The organism is Holdemanella sp. MSK.7.32 (assembly GCF_024460475.1).
Classification (GTDB): Bacteria; Bacillota_I; Bacilli_A; order Erysipelotrichales; family Erysipelotrichaceae; genus Holdemanella.
Map to the genome: position 1 here is coordinate 1 of NZ_JANFYN010000140.1, position 308 is coordinate 308.

At 39.9% G+C, this 308-nt stretch carries 1 protein-coding gene; it reads left to right on the top strand.

All coding sequences use genetic code 11. The features are described 5' to 3' along the window. Positions 1-43: 43 nt before the first annotated feature. Positions 44-308, top strand: a 265-nt coding sequence (locus tag NE544_RS12375) for a class I SAM-dependent methyltransferase (RefSeq protein ID WP_256269514.1), incomplete at its 3' end; no start/stop codon positions are given.

Below are 308 nucleotides of genomic sequence, written 5' to 3' on the forward strand. Positions count from 1 at the left end.
GTGTTCCATATATGGACAGGACTTTTCATCTAGGATGATTGAGTTGGCATCTGAGGAAATGCCCAATGCACATTTATATCAGGGGGACTTTTCAAAAGGGCTTGTCGAACCGTTGCGTAACTTTCGATATGATTATATTGTTGCGACATACTCTCTGCATCATTTGACGGATGCACAAAAGAAAGACTTCCTTTTAGACTTGCGTAACTACTTGAAGGAAAACGGTAAAATTATAATCGGCGATGTTGTCTTCGAAACACGAAAGGATTTAGAACAGTGTAAATTGAAGGCAGGAGACACATGGGATA